The sequence below is a fragment of the Citrobacter sp. Cb028 genome (assembly GCF_030336705.1).
Lineage (GTDB): Bacteria > Pseudomonadota > Gammaproteobacteria > Enterobacterales > Enterobacteriaceae > Citrobacter > Citrobacter braakii.
On record NZ_JAOWCZ010000031.1, the window covers coordinates 13466 to 33490 of the forward strand.

A 20025-nucleotide genomic window follows, 5' to 3' on the forward strand; every position below is an offset into this window, starting at 1 on the left:
ACCAGAAAAAGAACCCATTCCACTCCCGTTGGGATTGAAATTCATACCGATTATACCGCTGTATTGAACTCCTTTTTGGTGTGTGGATTAGCACGGATGACTCACTATTAATCATTTCTTGTCTTAGTATATCAAGGTTATAAAATAAATTAGCCAAAATAATCACTATGAAAAATATATAAGTGATGCATTTGATAATTACTCTAATTAATATGAATTCTATTGCAGGCTGAAATAAAATTATTTTGGGGGGCGGAAATAATGCAGCGACCAATAAATTTCTGCCCCCTTCCTCTAATGCAATACGTTCATCCGACTGATATACATACAAGAAACCCGGAATACAGGATGAATCGCCACGGATAATCTAGACACTTCCGAGCCGTTGATAATATTGTTTTTCATATTCCGTCGGTGGCATCTGAACACTCGAACCATGCCGACGCTTACTGTTATAAAACATTTCGATGTAATCAAAAATATCGCTGCGTGCTTCTTCCCGTGTTCCGTAGATCTTTTTCTTTATCCGTTCACGCTTCAGTAGCTGGAAAAAGCTTTCTGCAACTGCGTTGTCGTGACAGTTACCACGACGGCTCATACTGCCCTCCAGACCGTGTGATTTCAGGAACGACTGCCACTCATGGCTTGTGTACTGACTACCTTGGTCAGAATGAACCAGCACCTGTTTTTGGGGATTACGTCGCCACACGACCATCAAAAGCGCATTCAGAACAATATCTTTTGTCATCCGGGGTTGCATTGACCAGCCGATAACTTTGCGCGAGAACAGGTCAACAACTACGGCCAGATACAGCCAGCCTTCGTGGGTTCGGATGTAAGTTATGTCCGTTACCCAACGTTCATCCGGAGCTTCCGGGTTGAACTGTCGCTGGAGCCTGTTGGGTGTCACGATACTGACTTCACCTTTATGCGCTTGTGGGCTTCGATATCCGACCTGAGCCTTTATCCCGGCACACTTCATCAGCCGCCAGACCCGGTTAATCCCACATTGTTGCCCGCTATCTCGCAGGTCGAGATGGATTTTTCGATAGCCATAAACGCAACCGGACTCCAGCCAGAACTGTTTGATTTGTCCTGTCAGTCTGAGATCCGCCTGAAACCGTAGTGAATGCGGCTGCTGAAGCCAGGTGTAAAACCCACTCGGATGAACATTCAGAATCCGGCAGAGTAGACGAACGGGCCAACAACAGGAGTTGTCACGGATAAAGGCGTACCTCAGTCGGACAGCTTTGCGAAGTACGCCGCGGCTTTTTTTAATATGTCCCGTTCATCAGTAACCCGCTTCAGCTCCTTCTGGAGTCGGCGGATCTCAACCTGAGCATCTGACTGCTCTCTGTTGGTGGAAGAGTCCGGCCCGTATTTCTTTATCCAGGCATAAAGACTGTGGGTAGTGATATCGAGACGTGTTGCGACACTGGAAACAGAATGTCCACGATCAACAACCTGTTTGACTGCTTCAATTTTAAACTCTTCAGGATAACGCTTACCGCTCATGTGCACCTCTCTATAAGCCATTTTAAATGACTCCGAGGTGTCTGTTAAACCTGTGGCGATTCAGATTCTGTCATGCATGATTCAGCTTTCTGTGATGACCTTAACGTTTCTTTTCCTGGGTGAGGCTGGAAACGGCACCCCGAAAGGTGCTGTTATGACCATTACCAGCGGAGCTCAGATGTTGCTATGAATGCCACCTCTTTGACTCGCTCCTGCAAGTCGTAATCGACTTGCATACTGATCGGAATATGAAAATCCGTTACTGTGAACAAATCTGTGTAGCCAATCTCTTGGCGTAACCGTTTCCGGGGAGGCAAGAATCTGTCAGGAGGTCCGAATTGTGAATGCACCCAAGATCGCACCATCTCAGGTTGTAGTGGGGATGGCAGCTCATTAGGAAATTTATAGTTCGTTTTCTTCTCATTCTGTAAAAAAAGCTCAATTGAAAAAAGCGTTGTACCTTCTCGCTTAAAGGCTAAGTAAATTCCTTCATTCATCATGCTTAACGTTAGATCAGGATCTCCCGGGTAGCCTGTCGGCTTGGTCTTGTAGGGAATCAATCCGGCATCAAAAATTTCCTGATATGGCTTACCTAAGTAGCGAATCAATGCTTCGACATTAACGGTCATTAGTATAATCCCTGTTCCTGATTTAATTGATGCATCTTAGCTTTTGCTTCATCGATTTGGCTATCTGTTACGCCACGCTGTTTAAGCTCAGTGCGTATGGTCTCAATGTCGCGTTCTACAGCCGCTCGCAAATCTCTGGAGTCTTGCTGTATTTGCGTAGGACTATTTCTGCCGCCATAAGTGGCACTAAGTTTTTGGTGAATATCAGCAGGAATGATGATAGACGCAACGTCTTTCGCCATACGGTCAATTTCGGCAGGTTTTGCGTCTGGGAATTCACGTCGTAAGTAGGCCCGTACTGCTGCGGCTGAGGGCATGTGATCAGCATGAGTACCGTTTCGTGCTCTACCTGTGAAGTTGCTATATAAGTCAACTTCTAGCAGTTCTACTGGAGGCTTGCTGAGATAGATGTAAATCGGCGGATGGGCGTTGCCCGGAAACACCAGAATATAGTCCCGGAAGTCCTTTTCCTCTGGCGGTGGCGTGGTGGTGATGGTCACGCTCTGAATGTCAGGGTGCTCAAGCCCCGGAATTGCTACCGTTCCTGCCTGTGGGCTTTGGTTCCCGGTGTTCCACCCACTGGCATCTGTGTTGCCCGGAGCATCGGCTGGTGTCCATGTTATTTGTACCTTTCCGCCCAGTCCATCACCCCAAAAGCGGTATTTCCCGTCAAATCGCTTTTCCATTAGCCTGACTTTCACCTGATCACGCCCACTTTCCGGGCTGGTGTGATAGCCCACGGCTTTCAGCCGCCCGGTTTCCGGGTCTTCCACCCAGTTATAGCGTACCCGTGTTGGTACCGTACCGCCGCTTTGGGCTACCGCGAGCAGTTTCTCCGCTGTCAGCAGGTCAGACTTTTCGCCTTTCAGCATTGAGTGCAGTACTGCCCCCATGACCACGAACGGTAAATTCAGTTCAAACCGGTTTTCCCATACCGCTGGCCCGGACAGGTGTTTCATCTGGTACATTAATGCCTTAGCTGCGTCCTGATTCGCTTTTGTTGTAGCCCCTCCTGCCGAAGCAGCCATTCCTGCTTCGGCTGAACCGCCCATAACAACAGGTGGCGGGGGAAGTGGCATTGCTTCCGCTTCACCAAAGAAGAATCCCGTTACTTTATCAAACAGGGATTTTTTCCTCTCCGGCACGGCATCAATCAGCCCGGAGGTGGTCTTTGTCTTCTTCGCCGCCTGAGCGTGCTGTTCTGGCTCATTGCTGGTTGCAGTTGAGGATGACTCTGGGGGCGGAGAAGCAGGCAGTGACTGGTAAATGCTCATCGCAGCAAAGTTTGCCTGTGGCTCATCCTCGGTTCCGGCATCGGTACATCCGGCCCCACGCAGGCAAGATTTGGCAAAAACTGGTACAGGGGCCAGTTTCACGCCATCAGACCCTTCCCCCTGTGCTCCGCTCCCGACCAGTGCAGCAGAAGCCTCAGCCTGTTTGGCTTCCCGCTCGGCCACGCGACCGGCATTACAATCACTTTCATAATAGTGTGAAAATACTGTCGGAACGAACCGGGCCCGGCAGGGGCAGGAGCTGTAACTATCCAGCGAACCCGCCCACTCTTTCAGGACACCGCCGACTTCGTAGGTGTCTCCCATGCCGCCACAGACGCGGAAAAGCCCCTCATGCTTCCCGCAAGTCACCGGGTCTCCCTCCCGGACCTGCTGCCGTACAATGCCGCCGATTTCATAATCGGTGTCAGACGCACCGGAAAGAATTCGCCCCCCGCATGTGGTTTTATCCAGATGATACAGAAAGTATCCCGTAGCCATAATCCCTCATGAATCATATTGATATCGCAGGCATAATACCCAAAAGATGACTAAAGCCAAATCAATTGGGGTGAAAAGCGTTCAGTGTGATATAGAGGGATTGTTGGAAAAGGTTGGGCATTAGGCTCAAGGTTTGTGGTTCTCGCTTTACTTCAGACCGGACAAAGACCGGGTACAGACTTGTTTCAATGAATTCATTAGCCATGACGCATGATGGAAATAGTGTCTATTGGGAATTTGAATTCTGACAGATGGGCCTACAGCAACCAGAGGGATTGGTAGCTACTTAAGAGAAATGTTCATGTTGGATGGCAGATGCAGGGTGGTAACATCTGCCGCCAGCGCGACCTGAAATCTACCGGAACCCCAGAAAGCAAAAACCCAGCCATAGGCTGGGTTCTTTAAATAGTGGTGCCCGGACTCGGAATCGAACCAAGGACACGGGGATTTTCAATCCCCTGCTCTACCGACTGAGCTATCCGGGCAACGAGGCGCATTAAACCCGATTCGCTTCGCTTCGTCAACGAAATTTCTTCAAATCAATGCAGGCTGCACAATCTATCACCACATTGCTGCTAATGCACGCATTCTCAGCCAAAAAATGCCGTCCAGGCGGCGGAAAGCGGCATTGCCAGCAGCAGGGCAGGAAGCATATTCACAACCGCAAACATCTTGATGCCGCAAATACGCAAACCGGTTGCCAGCAGCAATAGACCGCCTACGGCGCTGAAATCGGCCATCATAGCTGGCGTCGTCAGGGGTAAAATCAGTGCTGCACAGGTGGCAAGCGTTAACTGGATTGCCAGCATCGGCATGCAAATGGCGGATACCGCGATTCCCAGCGAACAGGCAAAAATGATGGCCGTGAAGAAATCCAAAAATGACTTGGCGATTAAAATATTCGGGTCGCCGGTCATCCCTTCATGTATCGCACCGAAGATCCCGGTACCGCTGGCGCAAAACAGCACAATGATAGCCACATAGCTTTGAATAAAGGATTCGTGCGTTACGTTGGCGTCCGAGCGGGTGAAAAGCTGCTGCGCTTTGGCTACCGCAGCATTGATCCCTTTTTCCAGATGACAAAACTCGCCAATTAATGCGCCGACGAGCGTTGCCAAAACCATCACCGGTAGATTGGCGCATTTGATAACCAGCAAGATACCAATCCCTAACGAGGCCAGCCCGAAAATAGAGGTCATGGAGACCCGAATGCGTTCTGGTATATGCTGGCTGAGCAGCGCGCCGAGAATGCCACCAAATAAAATAGCGCTGGCATTAATAAAGGGTCCGATTACCACATTTGCTCCTGCATACCCATCATCGTCTTGATACTAAAGGCAATTAGCTGGGTGAAATTATGTTTCAGATTGCATTATTATGCCGCAACTTTCAGACGAAATGCTTGCTGATCTGTAAGGTTTTCGCGCAAGATTTTATCTTGCGCCTGTAATTGAAAGGTGCCATGATTGCGCGAATTTTCTCCTGTCTGAATGGGGCTGCCTGGGATGATATTACTCCCCCTACATCGCCTTCAACATCGCCTTTTTGCGCGACGTTTGCCCCTTCCCGCGACTTATCTTTACGCTCCCACCATGCGGTGAGGGCAGCGCACGCTCACTGCAGGATAACAGTAAAATCAGAGGCTATCTGCTTTTACTGATGTCTGGCGGTCGGGGCTGGTAACCAGTTTGACCTGTCATTTCGTGGGCAAAGCCATGCGGCGTTGTCCGGGACTTTTGATTTTCCCGAAACGGGTTATTGCGCTTATGAAATCAATGAAAATTGCCGCCAGTAGTGAACTGGTTTCTCGTCTGTCCAGCCATCGTCAGGTGGTGTCGCTGGACAGTACCGATTTTACTGACGTTGCGGCAGTCGTCATTACCGTTGCGGACAGCCGCAGTGGGATCCTGGCTTTGCTGAAACGCACCGGTTTTCATCTACCTGTGTTTCTGTTCGCAGAGTCTGATGTTGATGTGCCTGCGGGCGTTAATGCGGTAATTCGCGGTCAGGCTCAGGACTGGCTGGAGCTGGAATCTGCTGCCTGTCAGTATGAGGAAGATTTGCTGCCGCCGTTCTATGACACGCTTACCCAGTATGTCGAAATGGGGAACAGCACGTTTGCCTGCCCGGGACACCAACACGGTGAGTTTTTTAAGAAGCATCCTGCGGGCCGACATTTCTATGAGTTCTTTGGTGAGAATCTGTTTCGCGCGGATATGTGCAATGCTGACGTTAAGCTTGGCGATCTGTTGATTCATGAAGGGTCAGCGAAACATGCGCAGAAATTTGCTGCGAAAGTTTTCCACGCGGATAAAACCTACTTTGTGCTGAATGGGACCTCTGCGGCCAATAAAGTGGTCACCAATGCGCTGCTGACGCGCGGCGATCTGGTGCTGTTTGACCGCAACAATCATAAATCGAACCACCACGGGGCGCTGATCCAGGCGGGTGCTACGCCGGTTTATCTGGAAGCGGCGCGTAATCCGTTTGGCTTTATTGGCGGCATTGATGAGCACTGCTTTGATGAGGAGTATCTGCGCCAGCAACTTCGAGAAGTTGCGCCGCAAAAGGCTGATCAACCGCGCCCGTTCCGTCTGGCGATTATTCAGTTGGGTACCTATGACGGTACGATCTACAACGCCCGGCAGGTGATCGACAAGATCGGTCACCTGTGCGATTACATCCTGTTTGATTCCGCATGGGTCGGTTACGAGCAATTTATCCCGATGATGGCCGATGGGTCGCCGCTGCTGCTGGAGCTCAATGCTAACGATCCGGGGATCTTTGTCACTCAGTCGGTACACAAACAGCAGGCCGGATTCTCGCAAACCTCGCAGATCCATAAAAAGGATAACCATATTCGCGGCCAGGCGCGCTTCTGCCCGCATAAGCGTCTGAACAATGCGTTTATGCTGCATGCTTCCACCAGCCCGTTTTACCCGCTGTTTGCGGCGCTGGACGTTAACGCCAAAATCCATGAAGGCGAGAGCGGCCGTCGGCTATGGGCGGAATGTGTGACGCTGGGGATCGAGGCCCGCAAAGCGATTATTACCCGCTGTAAGCTGCTTCAACCGTTTATTCCTCCGGTAGTAGATGGCAAACCGTGGGAAAGCTATCCGACACAGGTGATTGCCAGCGAGCGTCGCTTCTTTAGCTTTGAACCTGGTGCTAAATGGCATGGTTTTTCTGGATATGCACGCGACCAGTATTTTGTCGATCCCTGCAAACTGCTGTTAACCACTCCGGGCATTGATGCGCAAACCGGGCAATATACTGAGTTTGGTATTCCGGCGACGATTTTGGCGCATTATCTGCGTGAAAACGGTATCGTGCCGGAGAAATGCGACCTTAACTCGATTCTGTTCCTGCTGACCCCGGCAGAAAGCGCTGAGAAACTGGCGCAACTGGTCGCGATGCTGGCGCAGTTTGAACAGCATATTGAGGACGATACGCCGCTGGCAAACGTGCTGCCCACCGTCTTCAACAAGTATCCGGTACGTTACCGGGATTACACGCTGCGTGAACTGTGTCAGGAGATGCACTCACTGTACGTCAGCTTTGATGTGAAAGATCTGCAAAAAGCGATGTTCCGTCAGGAGAGTTTGCCTGCCGTGGCGATGAACCCGCAGGATGCTAACAGCGCCTTTATCCGCGGTGATGTTGAACTGGTGCGTATTTGTGATGCCGCTGGTCGCATTGCGGCAGAAGGCGCGCTGCCTTATCCTCCGGGCGTACTGTGCGTGGTACCGGGCGAAGTATGGGGCGGGGCGGTGCAACGTTACTTCCTGGCATTGGAAGAGGGCATAAACCTGTTGCCGGGCTTCTCGCCGGAGCTGCAAGGGGTTTACAGTGAAACGGATGCAGACGGTATTAAACGTCTGTATGGATATGTTCTGAAGTAAGCGTCATCTGACCAAATAGGGCCACCATCAGGTGACCCTATTTAATCAATAAAGATTAGTGCGCGATAGTCTGGGCACCTGCCGGAACGCGTACGTGTTTGTATTTAAACAGCGCAACGAAGGCAAAAGCCAGAACCAGCGAGTAACCTGCGAAGATCAGCCACACGGTCTGCCAATCGGTAATACCGTTCAGCGTATAGTGTTCAACTACTTTACCGCTCACCAGACCGCCCAGAATACAACCGAAGCCGTTGGTCATCATCAGGAACATGCCTTGTGCGCTGGCGCGGATTTCAGGGCGAACTTCTTTCTCTACAAACACGGAGCCAGAGATGTTGAAGAAGTCGAAGGCGCAGCCGTAAACAATCATCGACAGAACCAGCAGCACGGTACCAAACGGTGTTGGATCGCCGTAGGCAAACAGGCCAAAGCGCAGCATCCACGCCACGATACTGATAAGCATCACGTTCTTAATACCGTAACGGCTTAAGAAGAACGGGATGGTCAGGATAAACAGCGTCTCGGAGATCTGCGAAATCGACATCATCACCGACGCGTGTTCAACGATGAAGCTGCCGGAGAACAGCGGATTGTTATCGAAGCTGTGCAGGAAGGTATTACCGAACATATTGGTAATTTGCAGCTCTGCGCCCAGCATCATAGAGAAGATGAAGAAAATCGCCATACGCTTGTTTTTAAATAGCGCGAAGGCATCCAGGCCCAACATGGAAGACCAGCTCTGGTTTTTCTGCTGATTGGCGACCGGGATATGCGGCAGCGTCAGGGTAAACAGCGCCAATACGACGGACAGCGTCGCGCCGATATACAGCTGCATATGGCTCAGTTCAAAGCCGGAGAAGCTTACCGCCCACATCGCCAGAATAAAGCCGATGGTGCCCCAGATACGGATTGGCGGGAAGTCTGTAACAATATCCATCCCGGCTGATTGCAGGCGATAGTAAGAGATGGTGTTGATTAACCCCAACGTTGGCATATAGGCCAGGGAGTTAAGCAAGATCACAAAGAACATGGCACCTGGCGTGGTGACTTCGGCTGCGGCGAACAGCGTTGCTGCGCCGACCAGGTGACAAATGGTGTACACCCATTTTGCACTGATCCATTTGTCAGCCACGATCCCTAACAGCGTAGGCATAAACACGGCGGCGATCCCCAGCGAGCTGTACACCGCGCCAATGGATGCACCATCAAATTTAAGGGTGACAAACATATAGGAGCCGAGGGTAGTGAGCCAACTACCCCATAAGCAGAACTGCAGAAACGAGAGAACTTTCAGCTGCAGCTTAAGATTCATGTTAATTTCCTCACACCGTAATGCGGATGAATGTTTTAAAAGGCACATTTGCCGTGGCTATATGATGTGATTCTATCAACGAGAGGCACTCTTTTTTTGTTACCTGTGACAAATATTTGCAAACAATTTCGGATTGCAAAGCAAAAGAGTGATGGAGTTAACGTTTTTCCCTCTTCAGGCCCCCGTTTTAGGGGGCAAGAGAGGGATACATTAGCGGCGACGATATGATTTTTGTGCGGAATTGACCTTGTAAAGATATCGGCGTGATTCAGCAGATGGGTGTCGGGTGGTCAGCGTTTGATAAACGTCCCCAGGGGACATGCTGTTAATGATGTTTGCGGCCTGAATTTTATCGTTCGAGAACACGCGCAGCACGCTGCCCGCACCGCCGTTATACGCGGTGATCACCGCATAGCGACGCGAGGTCGGATTATCAATGCCGCCCAAATAGACATTATTCAGCATTGCCAGATAGGCAGTACCGGTATCAATGTTGCTGGCCGGGTCAAACAAGAAGCTACGGCTTGGCGTGCCTGAGCGCCCCTGCGAACGGAACACATCTTTTCCGGCGCTGTGTTGTACCACCTGCATGAGTCCCAGCGCATCGGCATGGCTGACCGCATACGGGTTAAACGAGGATTCGGTTTGCATGATGGCCAGAATCAGTGACTCGTCGACGCCATACTTACGTGAAGCCTGACGTACCATGCCGACGTATTTATGCGCGCGCTTATCAAGGTGGTTCGGGACCAGATTGATCGTCACGCTATAGATGATACGCAAGCCATTGCTGCGCTTTTTCAGTCGCGTTTGTAGCAGGTAGTTGGCAAAGTTGGTTGCACGTCCCTCCCAACGAATAGGCTGGCCGGTATTATCGACTACCTGCCCGTACAGGAACGGCTCTTTGGAAATCTTAATGTCGTCGACATCGGAATAGAGGTCGATAGAACCCGGATCATCACCCATCAGCAACGTCTTGATAATCGCTCGACGCAGATGTCCGGCGGGATCTGTCCCGGCAATGGTCTCGACGGTTATCGTACCGTCATCAAAATTGATATGGCTGCGGGTTTGATACTGATCGGTATACTTTACGTAGTCCTTCGGACCCGCAATCAGCACTTCCTTAAATCCCCACAGATTCTCAATGTTATGGGCAAATTGCCCCATCAGAATATCAAAACCGTTGGTATCCTTGACCCAGGCTTCGTTATAGGAGTCGCCTTTTTTGGTCGAACTGGAACAGGAGATGAGCAACGGCGCGATAACGGCAAGCGCGAGAAATTTTTTCATCATTCCGGGAGTGCGTGTTGTGTTTGTTGTTGTATCGTTTTGCCGGATGGCGGTGCAAGCACCCTATCCGGCCTACGAGATTGCCAGCAAGCGATGCTTATTTTTTTTCTTCAGGCGTATAGCCTTCAATATGCACATCCTTACCTTCAAACAGGAAGTTAATCATCTCCTGTTCCAGTAACTTACGGTGTTCAACGTTCATCATATTGAGTTTCTTCTCGTTAATTAGCATGGTTTGTTTATGCTGCCATTGCGCCCATGCTTCTTTAGAAATCTCGTTATAGATGCGTTTTCCCAGATCGCCCGGGTACAGCTGAAAATCCTGTCCTTCTGCTTCGCGTTGCAGGAAAGTGCAAAAAATCGTTCTGCTCATAAAAAATCCTCTTTATCGACCGGTACGTTAAACCTGTGTGCCGGTACGTAATTGCTGTAACAAACGCTCCACGGGGGCCGCCAGTCCGACCGACGGCGGTTGCGCTAAGTTATACCAGAGCGCGTTGCCTTCATCCATGCATGAGGTGAATGAGGACACGGGAAGCCACATAGGCACAATATCTAAGTGGAAATGGCTAAAGGTATGGCGAAACGCATTAAGTTGGGTCAGATTATCTGCGTTAATTTGCCGTTGCGCCAGCCAGTCGCGTAGCCCATCCTCATCATCAAACTGCGGAAAACAGTATAAGCCACCCCATAAGCCGCTGGGTGGTCGCTGCGCGAGCAACACCTCGTTTTCATGCTGCATCAGTAAAAAATAGCCCGTCCGTTCTGGTAATGTCTGTTTGGGCTTTTTACCCGGGTACAGCGCCCAGCTTGCATTGGCGCTCGCCACACAGCCATTTTCCAACGGACACAGGGAACATTTGGGTTTTGAGCGCGTACAGACCATGGCGCCTAAATCCATCATCGCCTGATTAAACCGCTCAACCCCATGGGCTGGCGTAACCTGCTCGCTCAACTCCCACAGTTTCTTTTCGACCTCTTTTTTACCCGGCCAGCCGCTTACAGCATAACAGCGAGCCAGCACTCGTTTGACGTTACCGTCAAGAATCGGAAAATGCTGACCCAGGGAGAGCGAAAGGATCGCGCCTGCAGTTGAACGTCCGACGCCTGGCAGGGCGGCCACTTCATCAAAGGTTTGCGGGAATGAGCCGCCGTGCAGCGTCACAACCTGTTGCGCGGCTTTATGCAGATTACGCGCTCGGGCGTAATAGCCCAGCCCGGTCCATAAATGCAGGACTTCATCCAGCGGCGCATGGGCTAAATCCGTTACCGTTGGGAAGCGCGCCATAAAGCGCTCAAAGTAGGGGATAACGGTCGCAACCTGAGTTTGTTGCAGCATCACCTCAGAGAGCCATACTTTGTAAGGCGTCTTATCAATTTGCCAGGGCAGCGTTTTCCGCCCGTATTTGTCGTACCAGCTCAAAACCTGAGCCGAGAATTGAGACGCTTGCATGATTACCGTTTCATTATTGCCGGGGGCAAGATTGCAGCACAGCGGCAACGGGGTGTAAACCGGAACTTTCCGCTGCTCACTTTCTTCCTTTACTTGCATCCGGCAACTAACTTTGGATAATGCCCGTTTTCAGAACTCAAACACAGCAGACTAAACTTTTATGAAGAACGACGTCATTTCACCGGAATTTGATGAAAACGGCCGCCCGCTGCGCCGGATTCGTAGTTTTGTTCGTCGCCAGGGGCGACTGACGAAAGGGCAGGAACACGCGCTGGAAAACTACTGGCCGGTGATGGGCGTTGAGTTCAGCGAAGAACCTGTGGATTTCGCTGCGCTGTTTGGTCGCGATGCGCCAGTCACGCTTGAAATTGGTTTTGGTATGGGGGCTTCGCTGGTGGCGATGGCGAAAGCGCGTCCGGAGCAAAATTTCCTCGGCATTGAGGTTCACTCACCGGGCGTTGGCGCGTGTCTGGCTTCAGCTCATGAAGAGGGCGTCGAGAACCTGCGTGTCATGTGCCATGATGCCGTCGAAGTCCTGCATAAAATGATTCCTGACAATTCTTTATCTATGGTTCAGCTGTTTTTCCCTGACCCGTGGCATAAAGCACGTCATAATAAACGCCGTATCGTTCAGGTACCGTTTGCTGAGCATATCTTAAGCAAGCTGAAGCTGGGCGGCGTGTTCCACATGGCAACCGACTGGGAAGCCTATGCAGAGCACATGCTTGAAGTGATGTCCTCGATTGACGGGTATAAAAACCAGTCAGAGAGTAACGATTATGTACCGCGCCCGGAATCGCGCCCGGTAACCAAATTTGAACAACGTGGTCATCGTCTTGGCCACGGCGTATGGGACTTAATGTTCGAGAGGGTGAAATAATGGCAAAGAACCGTAGCCGTCGTCTGCGTAAAAAAATGCACATCGACGAATTCCAGGAAGTAGGATTTTCGGTTGCATGGCGTTTCCCGGAAGGTACATCTGGAGAGCAGGTCGATCAAATCGTTGATGATTTTATCAATGAAGTTATCGAACCGAACAAGCTGGCCTTTGACGGCAGCGGCTATCTGGCCTGGGAAGGTCTGATCTGTCTGCAGGAAATCGGCAAATGCACCGAAGAACATCAGGCTATCGTGCGTAAGTGGCTGGAAGAGCACAAACTCGAAGAAGTGCGCACCAGCGAACTTTTCGATATTTGGTGGGACTAAGTAGCAAAGGGTCGGCAAATGCCGGCCCAATTTGTATTGAGGGAAAGATATGATGCGCAAAACGCTGCTGGCGGCAGTCCTAACGTTCACGGCGATGGCCGCACATGCTGATTATCAGTGCAGCGTCACCCCGCGTGACGATGTGATTTTGAGTCCACAAACGGTACAGGTGAAGGGTGAGAACGGCAACCTGGTCATAACCCAGGCCGGTGATGTCACCTTTAACGGTAAACAGTACAACCTGAACGCCGCGCAGCGTGAACAGGCCAAAGATTATCAGGCGGCGTTGCGTAGCAGTCTGCCGTGGATTGATGAAGGTGCCAGAGCGCGCGTGGAGAAAGGTCGCGTGGCGCTGGATAAAATCATCGCCAAAGAGGTCGGCGAAAGCAGCAACATGCGTGGCCGCTTAACTAAGCTGGATGCGCAATTGAAAGAGCAGATGAACCGCATTATTGAGCATCGCACTGACGGCCTGACCTTCCATTATAAGGCGATTGATCAGGTTCGCGCGGATGGACAACAGCTGGTCAATCAGGCGATGGGCGGTATTTTGCAGGACAGCATCAACGAGATGGGGGCGAAAGCCGTGCTCAAAGGCGGTGGTAATCCGCTGCAGGGCGTGCTCGGAAGCCTCGGAGGTTTGCAAACCTCAATTCAGAACGAATGGAAGAATCAGGAACAAGACTTCCAGCAGTTTGGCAAAGATGTTTGTGCCCGCGTCGTGACGCTGGAAAACGATCGTAAAACGCTGGTTAGCACTCTGAAATAATCTTCACCTCTTTTTAACGGCACAGAAACATTCTGTGCCGTTTTATTTTGTATTTTTCTGTTTTTTTGATATCCATCTCTAAGAATAACAATTTGATGGAGATATAAATCTGGTTAATTGGATGGCGTCACATTATTCATCTGTAAGATAGACATAATGCTGCAAATTCAAGTAACTGGAGAAATAACATGGAGTTTTTCAAGAGAACGGCACTTGCCGCACTGGTTATGGGTTTCAGCGGCGCGGCGCTTGCACTGCCAAACATCACTATTTTAGCTACCGGCGGGACGATTGCCGGCGGTGGTGACTCCGCAACAAAATCTAACTACACGGCAGGCAAAGTCGGCGTAGAAAATTTGGTTGATGCCGTACCTCAGTTGAAAGATATCGCCGTTGTGAAAGGCGAGCAGGTGGTGAACATCGGCTCCCAGGATATGAATGATGAAGTCTGGCTAACGCTGGCGAAAAAGATTAATACCGAGTGTGATAAAACTGACGGCTTCGTGGTAACACATGGTACGGATACCATGGAAGAAACCGCCTATTTCCTCGATCTCACAGTCAAGTGCAACAAGCCGGTAGTGCTGGTCGGCGCAATGCGTCCGTCTACGGGTATGAGCGCTGATGGCCCGTTCAACCTGTATAACGCCGTGGTAACCGCCGCAGACAAAGCCTCTGCCAACCGTGGTGTGCTGGTGGTGATGAACGACACCGTTATGGATGGTCGCGACGTGACCAAAACTAACACCACGGATGTCGCTACTTTCAAATCCGTTAACTATGGTCCGCTGGGTTATATCCATAACGGTAAAATCGACTACCAGCGTACGCCTGCGCGTAAGCACACCACATCCACGCCGTTCGATGTATCTAAGCTGACCGAGCTGCCGAAAGTTGGGATTGTTTACAACTACGCTAACGCCTCCGATCTGCCAGCCAAAGCATTGGTAGACGCGGGTTACGCCGGGATCGTCAGTGCGGGTGTAGGTAACGGTAACCTGTATAAAACTATTTTCGATACGCTGGCAACTGCCGCGCATAAAGGTACTGTTGTGGTGCGCTCATCCCGTGTACCAACGGGCGCCACCACCCAGGATGCTGAAGTTGATGATGCGAAATACGGATTTGTGGCTTCAGGCTCTCTGAACCCGCAAAAAGCGCGTGTTCTGCTGCAACTGGCTCTGACCCAAACCAAGGATCCTAAGCAGATCCAGGAAATGTTTAATCAGTATTAATGGCATAAAAAATGCCCCTACCGTAGCGTTGGGGCATTCTCCAGAAGCAGTTACTCTTCGTATTTACATCAACCCCAGCATCTGTGGAATAAACAGAGAGATCTGTGGAATGTATACGATCATCATGAGTGCGACCAGCAATGCGGCGTAAAACGGCAGCAGGGGTTTGATCAATTGCTGGATCTTCACGCCAGAAATCGAACAGCCTACAAACAATGCACTTCCTACCGGCGGTGTCAGCAGACCAATGCACAGGTTGGCGACCATCATGATGCCGAAATGTACCGGATCCATACCTAACTCTTGAGCGATTGGCAAGAAAATGGGGGTAAAGATCAGGACTGCCGGTGTCATATCCATAAAGATCCCAACAACCAGTAGTACAATATTGATTAACAGTAGGATGATCAGTGGATTATCGGAAATACCCATTAATGTGTCACTGATCATGTAGGGAATATCGGCATTGGTCATTGCCCAGGACATGCCGACAGAGAAGCCGATCAGTAACAGTACGATAGAGGTCATCACGACTGATTCCAGGATCAGCTTTGGTAAATCACGCCATTTTACTTCCCGGTAAATCAGCACCGAGAGAATGAAGGTGTAGACGACCGCAATCGCTGAGGCTTCTGTTGCGGTAAAGATCCCACCTAAAATACCCCCCATCACAATGATGACCAGTAACAGACTCGGTAGCGCATCCAGAAGTGCTTTTACTGCCTGTGCGCAGGTTGGCCTTTCCGACAGGGGATAACCACGGCGTTTGGCGATAATGGCGCATACCACCATGATCGAAAGCCCCATCAGGATCCCTGGTAAATAACCCGCCATAAACAACGAAGCAACTGAAACACCGCCAGCAGTAAGAGAAAACACAATTAACACATTTGATGGTGGAATTAACAGCCCGGTAATACAGGAGGAAACGTTAACGGCTGTCGAGAAGGTTGGGTCGTATCCTTGCTTTGTCTGAATAGGATTAAGCGTACCGCCAACGGCTGCAGCTGCGGCAACGGCAGAGCCGGAAATCGAACCAAACATCATGTTTGCCAGCACGTTGACATGACCAAGTGAGCCGGGAACTCGCCCAACCATCACCTGCGCCAGGTTAATTAGCCGGATGGCGATCCCACCGCTGTTCATCAGCGTACCTGCGAAAATGAAAAACGGGATCGCCAATAGGGCAAAATTATCTAATCCGTTTGCCAGACGTTGAGAGACAGTGATAACGGCAACATCCCAAGGAAACATCAGCAGCATTGAGGCTACAGTGGCGATACCGATGGAGAACGAAATAGGTACGCCAATGAACACCAGGACAAAGAAGCAGCCAAACAGGGTTAGTGCGATATAGCCTTCCATCAAATTACTCCCTGCGAAGATTGTTTCAGTTGCTGAATATTTTGGTGAATAAACCACAGGGCATAGAACATCATGACTGCGCCGCTGAGCGGCAGGATGATATACACGTAACCCATTGGAATTTGCATGGCCGCAGAAACTTGCACCGTTGCCAGCGTTTTATTAATCAGCTTGATACCGCCTGTAACGATGACTGAACCTGCAAAGCCAAAAATCAGCAGATTAATGAATAAGCTCAATAACGCCTGTTTACGTTTATTAATCGACATGAACAGTAGATCGATAGACAGGTGGCGCTGGGCGCCTACGGTATAGGCTGCACCTAATAATCCGACCCAGATCATTAAGAAGCGTGCCAGTTCGTCAGTTAAGGTGCTGGGCTGATTGAGCACGTAGCGGCTAAAAACTTGCCAGACTACGCACATGACCAGCGCAATCATTACGATGACCGAAAATGCGGCAATGACGCGGTCTACCGCAAGCTTAAGGCGGTTAAATATCATGGTGAGTTTCCTGGTGAAACAGGGCCAATCAATGGCCCAAAGGGTTATTGTACTGCGTCTTCAAACTTCGCCAGCAGGGCTGCATGTTTTGGGTCTTTTTTGAAGTCATCAAACAGCGGTTGAACAGCGGCGCGGAAAGGGGCTTTATCAACTTTGATAATCTCGCCACCCATAGCTTTTGCTTGAGCGCGGGTATCAGCATCGATTTTTTCCCACAACTTTTGTTGATAAGCCTCGGAATTTTTAGCCGCTTGACGAAGGATCTGTTGTTGCCCCGGGGTCAGCTTATTCCATGTTTTGGTTGAGATAACGAGAAAATCTGGAATAGAGGCGTGCTCATCTTCGGAGAAGACTTTAGCTATTTCGATATGACGTGTTTGCACCCACGATGGAACGTTATTCTCTGCGCCATCCACTACACCTTGTTGCATAGCGGTATAAACCTCACCGAAGGAAATGGGGGTCGGCGATCCGCCCATCAGTTCAACCATTTTAATGGTTGTGGGGCTGGGTTGAACGCGGACTTTCAGACCTTTCAGATCCTCTGGTTTGGTAATAGGTTTTTTGGCATAAAAACTACGCGTGCCGGCAACGTAAGCAGATAACGCAAAGAATCCCTTTTCTTTTGTGGATTCCATAATGTCTTTACCTACCTCACCAAATACAACGTTATTGAAATGGTTTTGATCTTTAAATAAGAAAGGTAAATTATAAATGGCATAAATATTATCAAATGACTCTAAATCACTGGCAGAACCTTTTGTCATATCCAACGCGCCATTTTGTAACAACTCCATCGTTTCTCTGGCATTACCCATTTGGCTACTGGGATATATACGTACAATCATTTTACCGTCGGAGAGTTGTTTTACCTCTTTGGCCATTTCTTCGAAAGCCTGGTGAACCACATGGCTACGTTCAAGGTTGTGTGCCAGTTTGAGAGTCACTTTTTCAGCAGCATATGCGCCAGTGCTAAGTAGCGCCAACAAGGACGCACAGACTAGCGAGCGGGAAAAGGTTTTGATTTTCATAAGTAAGCTCCGTGCTTTAAGGTACAGTAATTGGTTGACATCTGATGATGGTTCACCTTTTTCTGTATGATAAATTAATATAGTTGTCAGACATCTATCCACTATATAGATCACATACCTTTTGCATGGCAGCAGTTTGATCTTATTTTGTGCGCTGTGTTCAATATATTTATGTTGGTGAAGAGGCTATTTAAAATGAATAAAATAATTAATATGGTTATTGTCAATAAATGACGTGTATTGTACTCGGTTTTTCCGAGTACAATATTTAGAGGAATTTGTAGAAGAAAATGCGCCGACAGGCGCACAGAGATTACTCCGCCAGAAACAGCTCCAGCAGAGAATTCAAAAATAGCTTACCGTGTTGGGTAATCTGCCAGTATTCATCGCATTCACTCAGATAGCCCTGGGCAATGGCCTCATCGATCTGTCGACGAATAACGTCTTCGGTAAGCCCGGTATATTGCGTGAACTCCGCGCGAGGCGCGGCTTCCAGCAGCCGGAAACGGTTCATAAAGAACTCAAACGGCTTATCGGCCTCGGCGACATCTCGCTGGCTTTCCAGATAACGTCCTTGCATGTATCCGCGCGGATGTCGCGTTTTGGTAGTGCGCAGGATGCGACCGTCTGGGAAAGTGACTTTGCCGTGCGCGCCGCAACCAATGCCTAAGTAGTCGCCAAAACGCCAGTAATTTAGGTTGTGCTGACACTGATAACCCGGTCTGGCGTAGGCTGAGGTTTCGTACTGCTGATACCCCGCGGCGGTCAGCAACTGGTGGCCTTGCTCAAAAATATCCCACAGCGCGTCGTCGTCCGGTAATAGCGGTGGTCGGGACCCGAACAGCGTATTCGGCTCGATGGTCAACTGATACCAGGAAAGATGCGGCGGGTTGAGCGCGATGGCCTGCTGTAAATCGCTCAGCGCCTCTTCCAGCGTCTGATCCGGTAAACCGTGCATCAGGTCGAGGTTAAAGCTGCGTAGTCCCAGTCCGCTCGCCAGGTGCGCTGCACGTTTGGCTTCTTCCGGTCCGTGAATACGTCCCAGACGTTCGAGTTTGGTGGAGCTAAAGCTCTGTACACCAATGGAGATACGGTTTACGCCAGCACGTTGATAATCCACAAAGCGATCGGCTTCCACCGTACCGGGATTCGCCTCCATCGTGATTTCTGCATTTGCGGCGAGATTCAGCCGTGCGCGCACGCCGTCGAGCAGCGTTTGCATTGCCGGGCCAGAAAGCAGGCTCGGCGTACCACCACCGATAAAAATCGTCTTTACCTCGCGGCCCTGGGCGTGGGCCACCTCAGAATCCAGATCGCTCAGCAGATGCTGCACATAGTCGTCATGAGGGACTTCGCCTTTAAGCGCATGCGAGTTGAAGTCGCAGTACGGGCATTTCTGCACGCACCACGGGATGTGTATGTAAAGACTTAACGGCGGAAGCTTAACCATTACGCAGGGCATCCAGCAGCAGCTTCAGTGCTTGTCCGCGGTGAGAAATCGCACTCTTTTCTTCGCGGGTCAGTTCGGCGGCGGTTTTCCCTTCGGAGGGCACAAAGAAGATTGGGTCGTAGCCAAAACCACCGTTTCCGGCAGGTTCACGGGCAATAACGCCCGGCCAGCGTCCGTGGCAAACCACAGGTGTTGGATCGTCTGCATGGCGCATATACACCAGCACGCAGTGGAATTGTGCCTGGCGCTTGTCATCAGGAACATCCTGCAGGGTGTGGAGCAGTTTTTCCAGGTTCTGCTGATCGGTTGCATCTTCGCCGGAATAGCGGGCTGAATAGATGCCCGGCGCGCCGCCAAGGGCATTTACCGCCAGACCAGAGTCATCAGCAATGGCGGGTAAACCGGTAATTTGCGCGGCATGACGTGCCTTCAGAATGGCGTTCTCAATAAACGTCAGCCCGGTCTCTTCTGCAGAATCAACACCCAGATCCGTTTGGGCAACAACATCAAGACCGAAATCACTCAGAAGAGAGGCGAGTTCACGCACTTTACCGGCGTTGCCGGTCGCGAGGACAACTTTTTGCATGGGA

At 50.4% G+C, this 20025-nt stretch carries 18 protein-coding genes and 1 tRNA gene; 5 read left to right on the forward strand and 14 right to left on the reverse strand.

The features are described 5' to 3' along the window. Window positions 1-367: 367 nt before the first annotated feature. From OGV75_RS07595 to OGV75_RS07615, 5 genes are all read right to left on the reverse strand, one after another. Window positions 368-1515 (reverse strand): IS3 family transposase gene (locus OGV75_RS07595; protein ID WP_286480503.1). Its coding sequence is split into 2 segments (ribosomal slippage): window positions 368-1278 and window positions 1278-1515, totalling 1149 coding nucleotides; the frame shifts between segments, so codons are not numbered across the junction. Window positions 1516-1676: 161 nt separating this feature from the next. After that, a complete protein-coding gene (locus tag OGV75_RS07600) occupies window positions 1677-2144 on the reverse strand; it encodes a DUF6392 family protein (protein ID WP_047358704.1) in 468 nt (155 codons plus the stop codon). Then, a complete protein-coding gene (locus OGV75_RS07605) occupies window positions 2144-3916 on the reverse strand; it encodes an S-type pyocin domain-containing protein (RefSeq protein WP_286480505.1) in 1773 nt (590 codons plus the stop codon). The genes OGV75_RS07600 and OGV75_RS07605 overlap by 1 nt, the downstream gene beginning before the upstream one ends. Window positions 3917-4325: 409 nt before the next feature. Continuing rightward, window positions 4326-4401, reverse strand: a tRNA-Phe gene (locus tag OGV75_RS07610). Window positions 4402-4506: 105 nt separating this feature from the next. After that, entirely contained in the window at window positions 4507-5214 is a 708-nt protein-coding gene (locus OGV75_RS07615; RefSeq protein ID WP_016157451.1) for a DUF554 domain-containing protein, read from the reverse strand. Between the two features lie 468 nt (window positions 5215-5682). On the opposite strand from OGV75_RS07615, the gene OGV75_RS07620 reads away from it, so the two are divergent. Beyond that, the gene (locus OGV75_RS07620) at window positions 5683-7818 is read left to right on the forward strand and encodes an ornithine decarboxylase (protein ID WP_286480506.1); all 2136 of its coding nucleotides are present in this window, start codon (window positions 5683-5685) and stop codon (window positions 7816-7818) included. 55 nt (window positions 7819-7873) lie between these two features. On the opposite strand, the gene OGV75_RS07625 is transcribed toward OGV75_RS07620, so the two are convergent. The 4 genes from OGV75_RS07625 to mutY form a co-directional block, all read right to left on the reverse strand. After that, on the reverse strand, window positions 7874-9130 hold the full coding sequence (locus OGV75_RS07625) for a nucleoside permease (protein ID WP_016157449.1): 1257 nt from the start codon (window positions 9128-9130) through the stop codon (window positions 7874-7876). Between the two features lie 210 nt (window positions 9131-9340). Beyond that, window positions 9341-10426: a membrane-bound lytic murein transglycosylase MltC gene (gene mltC, locus OGV75_RS07630; RefSeq protein ID WP_131346839.1), complete on the reverse strand. Its 1086-nt coding sequence runs from the start codon at window positions 10424-10426 to the stop codon at window positions 9341-9343. Window positions 10427-10520: 94 nt separating this feature from the next. Further along, window positions 10521-10796, reverse strand: coding sequence for an oxidative damage protection protein (locus OGV75_RS07635; RefSeq protein WP_016154409.1), 276 nt, complete (start codon window positions 10794-10796; stop codon window positions 10521-10523). A 27-nt stretch (window positions 10797-10823) separates the two neighbouring features. Further along, entirely contained in the window at window positions 10824-11876 is a 1053-nt protein-coding gene (gene mutY / locus OGV75_RS07640) for an A/G-specific adenine glycosylase (RefSeq protein ID WP_286480507.1), read from the reverse strand. 160 nt (window positions 11877-12036) lie between these two features. Between mutY and trmB the strand changes: the two genes are divergently transcribed. The 4 genes from trmB (at window position 12037) to ansB (ending at window position 15086) form a co-directional block, all read left to right on the forward strand. Beyond that, window positions 12037-12756 (forward strand): tRNA (guanosine(46)-N7)-methyltransferase TrmB, encoded by a 720-nt coding sequence (trmB, locus tag OGV75_RS07645; RefSeq protein WP_016154407.1) that lies wholly within the window; start codon window positions 12037-12039, stop codon window positions 12754-12756. Next, window positions 12756-13082, forward strand: coding sequence for a YggL family protein (locus tag OGV75_RS07650; RefSeq protein WP_016154406.1), 327 nt, complete (start codon window positions 12756-12758; stop codon window positions 13080-13082). The genes trmB and OGV75_RS07650 overlap by 1 nt, the downstream gene beginning before the upstream one ends. 49 nt (window positions 13083-13131) lie before the next feature. Continuing rightward, window positions 13132-13851 carry a YggN family protein gene (locus tag OGV75_RS07655; RefSeq protein WP_016157447.1) on the forward strand — a complete coding sequence of 240 codons (720 nt, stop codon included), beginning with the start codon at window positions 13132-13134 and terminating at the stop codon, window positions 13849-13851. Window positions 13852-14039: 188 nt separating this feature from the next. Continuing rightward, window positions 14040-15086, forward strand: a complete 1047-nt coding sequence (ansB, locus tag OGV75_RS07660) for an L-asparaginase 2 (protein WP_016154404.1) — start codon at window positions 14040-14042, stop codon at window positions 15084-15086. Between the two features lie 63 nt (window positions 15087-15149). Here the strand turns inward: ansB and OGV75_RS07665 are convergent, their stop codons facing one another. The 5 genes from OGV75_RS07665 to OGV75_RS07685 form a co-directional block, all read right to left on the reverse strand. Continuing rightward, entirely contained in the window at window positions 15150-16451 is a 1302-nt protein-coding gene (locus OGV75_RS07665; protein WP_016157446.1) for a TRAP transporter large permease, read from the reverse strand. After that, window positions 16451-16954, reverse strand: coding sequence for a TRAP transporter small permease (locus OGV75_RS07670; RefSeq protein ID WP_016157445.1), 504 nt, complete (start codon window positions 16952-16954; stop codon window positions 16451-16453). The genes OGV75_RS07665 and OGV75_RS07670 overlap by 1 nt, the downstream gene beginning before the upstream one ends. Before the next feature lie 44 nt (window positions 16955-16998). Beyond that, a complete protein-coding gene (locus tag OGV75_RS07675; protein WP_047357840.1) occupies window positions 16999-17985 on the reverse strand; it encodes a TRAP transporter substrate-binding protein in 987 nt (328 codons plus the stop codon). 313 nt (window positions 17986-18298) lie between these two features. Further along, the gene (gene hemW / locus OGV75_RS07680; RefSeq protein ID WP_286480508.1) at window positions 18299-19435 is read right to left on the reverse strand and encodes a radical SAM family heme chaperone HemW; all 1137 of its coding nucleotides are present in this window, start codon (window positions 19433-19435) and stop codon (window positions 18299-18301) included. Continuing rightward, window positions 19428-20021 (reverse strand): XTP/dITP diphosphatase, encoded by a 594-nt coding sequence (locus OGV75_RS07685; protein WP_016154402.1) that lies wholly within the window; start codon window positions 20019-20021, stop codon window positions 19428-19430. Before OGV75_RS07685 ends, hemW begins: the two co-directional genes overlap by 8 nt. Window positions 20022-20025: the final 4 nt, after the last annotated feature.

What these genes read in the sequence shown, in the direction of transcription:
- OGV75_RS07625 (WP_016157449.1), bottom strand. Translation starts at nt 9,130, where the DNA reads ATGAATCTTAAGCTGCAGCTGAAAGTTCTCTCGTTTCTGCAGTTCTGC.
- OGV75_RS07600 (WP_047358704.1), bottom strand. Translation starts at nt 2,144, where the DNA reads ATGACCGTTAATGTCGAAGCATTGATTCGCTACTTAGGTAAGCCATAT.
- OGV75_RS07670 (WP_016157445.1), bottom strand. Translation starts at nt 16,954, where the DNA reads ATGATATTTAACCGCCTTAAGCTTGCGGTAGACCGCGTCATTGCCGCA.
- trmB (WP_016154407.1), top strand. Translation starts at nt 12,037, where the DNA reads ATGAAGAACGACGTCATTTCACCGGAATTTGATGAAAACGGCCGCCCG.
- mutY (WP_286480507.1), bottom strand. Translation starts at nt 11,876, where the DNA reads ATGCAAGCGTCTCAATTCTCGGCTCAGGTTTTGAGCTGGTACGACAAA.
- hemW (WP_286480508.1), bottom strand. Translation starts at nt 19,435, where the DNA reads ATGGTTAAGCTTCCGCCGTTAAGTCTTTACATACACATCCCGTGGTGC.
- OGV75_RS07665 (WP_016157446.1), bottom strand. Translation starts at nt 16,451, where the DNA reads ATGGAAGGCTATATCGCACTAACCCTGTTTGGCTGCTTCTTTGTCCTG.
- OGV75_RS07655 (WP_016157447.1), top strand. Translation starts at nt 13,132, where the DNA reads ATGATGCGCAAAACGCTGCTGGCGGCAGTCCTAACGTTCACGGCGATG.
- OGV75_RS07675 (WP_047357840.1), bottom strand. Translation starts at nt 17,985, where the DNA reads ATGAAAATCAAAACCTTTTCCCGCTCGCTAGTCTGTGCGTCCTTGTTG.
- OGV75_RS07605 (WP_286480505.1), bottom strand. Translation starts at nt 3,916, where the DNA reads ATGGCTACGGGATACTTTCTGTATCATCTGGATAAAACCACATGCGGG.
- mltC (WP_131346839.1), bottom strand. Translation starts at nt 10,426, where the DNA reads ATGATGAAAAAATTTCTCGCGCTTGCCGTTATCGCGCCGTTGCTCATC.
- OGV75_RS07650 (WP_016154406.1), top strand. Translation starts at nt 12,756, where the DNA reads ATGGCAAAGAACCGTAGCCGTCGTCTGCGTAAAAAAATGCACATCGAC.
- OGV75_RS07685 (WP_016154402.1), bottom strand. Translation starts at nt 20,021, where the DNA reads ATGCAAAAAGTTGTCCTCGCGACCGGCAACGCCGGTAAAGTGCGTGAA.
- OGV75_RS07635 (WP_016154409.1), bottom strand. Translation starts at nt 10,796, where the DNA reads ATGAGCAGAACGATTTTTTGCACTTTCCTGCAACGCGAAGCAGAAGGA.
- OGV75_RS07620 (WP_286480506.1), top strand. Translation starts at nt 5,683, where the DNA reads ATGAAATCAATGAAAATTGCCGCCAGTAGTGAACTGGTTTCTCGTCTG.
- ansB (WP_016154404.1), top strand. Translation starts at nt 14,040, where the DNA reads ATGGAGTTTTTCAAGAGAACGGCACTTGCCGCACTGGTTATGGGTTTC.